Origin of the sequence: Streptomyces anatolicus (assembly GCF_019400875.1) — a bacterium.
Lineage (GTDB): Bacteria > Actinomycetota > Actinomycetes > Streptomycetales > Streptomycetaceae > Streptomyces > Streptomyces anatolicus.
Window position 1 is genome coordinate 1 of the sequence record NZ_WMBF01000677.1, and the last position, 2,711, is coordinate 2,711.

Consider the following 2,711-nt stretch of genomic DNA (forward strand, 5'->3'; position numbering starts at 1 on the left):
GGGGTCGGGCGCGCTCGTCCCGTGCTCATCGGGCAAGCTGTGACGTCCCATGGCGGTAGTGCCCCTCCTTGAGCGATGAAGCAAGGAAAGAGGGGGCTGTACGCCCGGAACCGGCGGCCTTCCCCCTCGGCCTGTCGCGCACGTTTTTCGTAACTTCTTTCGAGACCCTAGCGGGACGAGGAGGGGGATGAGGCGGGATTACTCAACTGGAGGCGTAGTGCAAGCGGAGCCGGGACCGATGGCCGGTTCTTTTCCAACGGGCGGGCCCTCACGGCGGATTCTGCGGGACGAGACACTGCTCGTGCTGGCTCTCTCGCTGGGTGCGAGTGGTGTGTCCGCGCTGATCAGCTTTGTCGGGTCGGTCACCAAACCCGGTGGTCTGAAGGATCAGGCGGCCACCATGAACGCCTCGGCGGCGCCGGGACGACCATGGCTTGATCTCGCGTGGCAGTTGTTCGGGATCACGAGCGCGCTGGTGCCGGTCGCGCTCGTCGCGCACCTCCTGCTGAGGGAGGGGGCGGGCTTTCGGACGTTCGGCTTCGACCGGACGCGGCCATGGCCCGACCTGGGGCGCGGCACGGCGATCGCCGCGGTGATCGGGAGCACCGGGATCCTCTTCTACCTCGCCGCTCGAGGGTTCGGCTTCAATCTCACGGTGGTGCCGGAGGCGTTGCCCGACGTGTGGTGGAAGTACCCGGTCCTCGTGCTCTCCGCGGTGCAGAACGCGGTCCTGGAGGAGGTGATCGTCGTCGGCTATCTGCTGCGCAGGCTCGACCAGTTGGGGTGGACGCCGATGGCCGCGCTGGTGGGCAGTTCGGTGCTGCGCGGCTCGTACCACCTGTATCAGGGGATCGGCGGCTTCCTCGGGAACGTGGCGATGGGCGTGGTCTTCGTCCTGCTCTACCGCAGGTGGGGGCGGGTGGGCCCGCTGGTCGTCGCCCATTCGCTGCTCGATATCGGCGCGTTCGTCGGGTATGCGCTGCTCGCGGGGAAGGTGGGGTGGCTGCCGACGCCTTAGGTGGTGTCCGGCTCAGGCGGTGTTCGGCGCGGTGTGTGGGGACGTACGGGATTCTCGTACGTCCCCACAGCGCTGTACGGGAAGAGGCGTGCCGTGCTCTACGGGTGGGGCCGTGCCGTCAGGCGTGCAGCTCGCCCTCGATGACCGTGACCGCGCGGCCCGTCAGGAAGGTGCGGTCGCCGTGCAGCTCGGTGCGGACCAGGCCGGTGCGGGCCGAGGCCTGGAGTCCCGTCAGTTCGGTGCGGCCGAGGCGCTCGGACCAGAAGGGGGCGAGGGCCGTGTGCGCGCTGCCCGTCACGGGGTCCTCGTCGATGCCGAGGCCGGCGAAGAAGCAGCGGGAGACGAAGTCGTAGCCGCGTGAGGGGTCTTCGGCGCGGGCCGTGGCGATGATCCCGCGCCGGGCGTGAGGGACGAGTGCCTTGTGGTCGGGGGTCAGTGCCCGCACCGTCTTCTCGTCGGCGAGTTCGACCAGCAGGTCGCCGACGTGCCCGTGGGTGCGGTGCGCGCCGAGCGGTTCGGCGCCCAGGGCCTGGGCGAGGCCCTCGGGTACGTCGGTCGCGGTGCACGGGGCGGTCGGGAAGTCGAGGGTGAGGCTGCCGTCCTCGTGCGCGGTCGCCGTGAGGATGCCCCCGCGCGTGGCGAAGCGGACGGGGCCGGTGGCGGCGCCGGTGGTGTGCAGGACGTGAGCTGTGGCCAAGGTGGCGTGCCCGCACAGGTCGACCTCGGTGGCCGGCGTGAACCAGCGCAGTGCCCAGTCCGCCTCGCCGCCCTCGGGGAGGCGGTGGGCGAAGGCGGTCTCGGCGTGGTTGACCTCCCTGGCCACGTGTTGCAGCCAGGTGTCGTCGGGGAAGGCGTCGAGCAGCAGGACCCCGGCCGGGTTGCCGGCGAAGGGGCGGTCGGTGAAGGCGTCGACGACGCGGATGCGGTGGGAAGTCGGCATACCGCTGACCGTAGAGGGCCGCGGAGCCGTCGCGGTAAGGCCAATGCGGGGTCACTGGACTGCTGGTGGGCCTTCCGGACGACCGTGGGCGGGCCTTCCGGTCCTGTGCGGTCACCAATGCCTGAGCTGGTCGTTAGCCGACCATGAACATGATCCATGCAATCGGCAGGGCCGTGCCGGCCATCGGTGGTGCCCTCGCGCTGGTCGCCACGCTCACCGGCCCCGCGACCGCCGACTTCGCCGCGCCCGTGAAGCTGCACACGCTCACCTGCTACCAGAACGAGGACCCGCCGAGCGGAGACAGGGTCTACCTCCAGGTCAACGGACGGACGGTCTGGAACTCCGCCGACACCCTCCGCTGTGATCGCGACGCCCCGACGGCCAGGCCGGTCGATCGCCTCGCCAAGACGGGCGACACGGTGTCCCTGTACGTCGACGACTTCCCGGGCGCCGACGATCACCTCGGCAGCGACACGGTCGAAGCGGCCAAGGGGACACTGACCTTCGACCTGGACGACGCCCTCTACACCTTGGAGCACGGCCCCGCGTAGAAGACCACGGGATTGCCAGGCGAACGCTTCCGATATATCGTTGACGCATCGCGATAGATTCGCGAGTGGTCGATGATCGTACTGAAGGAGTGATCGTTATGCGTTCCCACGGTTTTGCACACGAGCGAGGAGCCCGCCGTGGCGCGTTCGGCCCGTTCGGACCCGGCTTCGGGGGGCCCGGTGGACCCGGTGGCCCCTGGGG

General features: G+C 69.8%; 3 protein-coding genes. 2 read left to right on the plus strand and 1 reads right to left on the minus strand.

Going from position 1 to position 2,711, the window contains the following annotated elements; translation table 11 throughout:
• Nucleotides 1–217: 217 nt before the first annotated feature.
• Entirely contained in the window at nt 218–1,018 is an 801-nt protein-coding gene (locus GKQ77_RS31250; RefSeq protein ID WP_219692484.1) for a CPBP family intramembrane glutamic endopeptidase, read from the plus strand.
• Between the two features lie 118 nt (nt 1,019–1,136).
• Here GKQ77_RS31250 and GKQ77_RS31255 read toward each other — a convergent pair whose 3' ends face one another.
• Nucleotides 1,137–1,958: a PhzF family phenazine biosynthesis protein gene (locus GKQ77_RS31255; protein WP_219692485.1), complete on the minus strand. Its 822-nt coding sequence runs from the start codon at nt 1,956–1,958 to the stop codon at nt 1,137–1,139.
• A 149-nt stretch (nt 1,959–2,107) separates the two neighbouring features.
• On the opposite strand from GKQ77_RS31255, the gene GKQ77_RS31260 reads away from it, so the two are divergent.
• Nucleotides 2,108–2,509, plus strand: coding sequence for a hypothetical protein (locus GKQ77_RS31260; RefSeq protein ID WP_219692486.1), 402 nt, complete (start codon nt 2,108–2,110; stop codon nt 2,507–2,509).
• The last annotated feature ends 202 nt before the right edge of the window (nt 2,510–2,711 follow it).

Bases quoted from the DNA above. Each gene is read 5' to 3' on its own strand.
- GKQ77_RS31255 (WP_219692485.1), bottom strand. From the start codon at position 1,958: ATGCCGACTTCCCACCGCATCCGCGTCGTCGACGCCTTCACCGACCGC.
- GKQ77_RS31260 (WP_219692486.1), top strand. From the start codon at position 2,108: ATGATCCATGCAATCGGCAGGGCCGTGCCGGCCATCGGTGGTGCCCTC.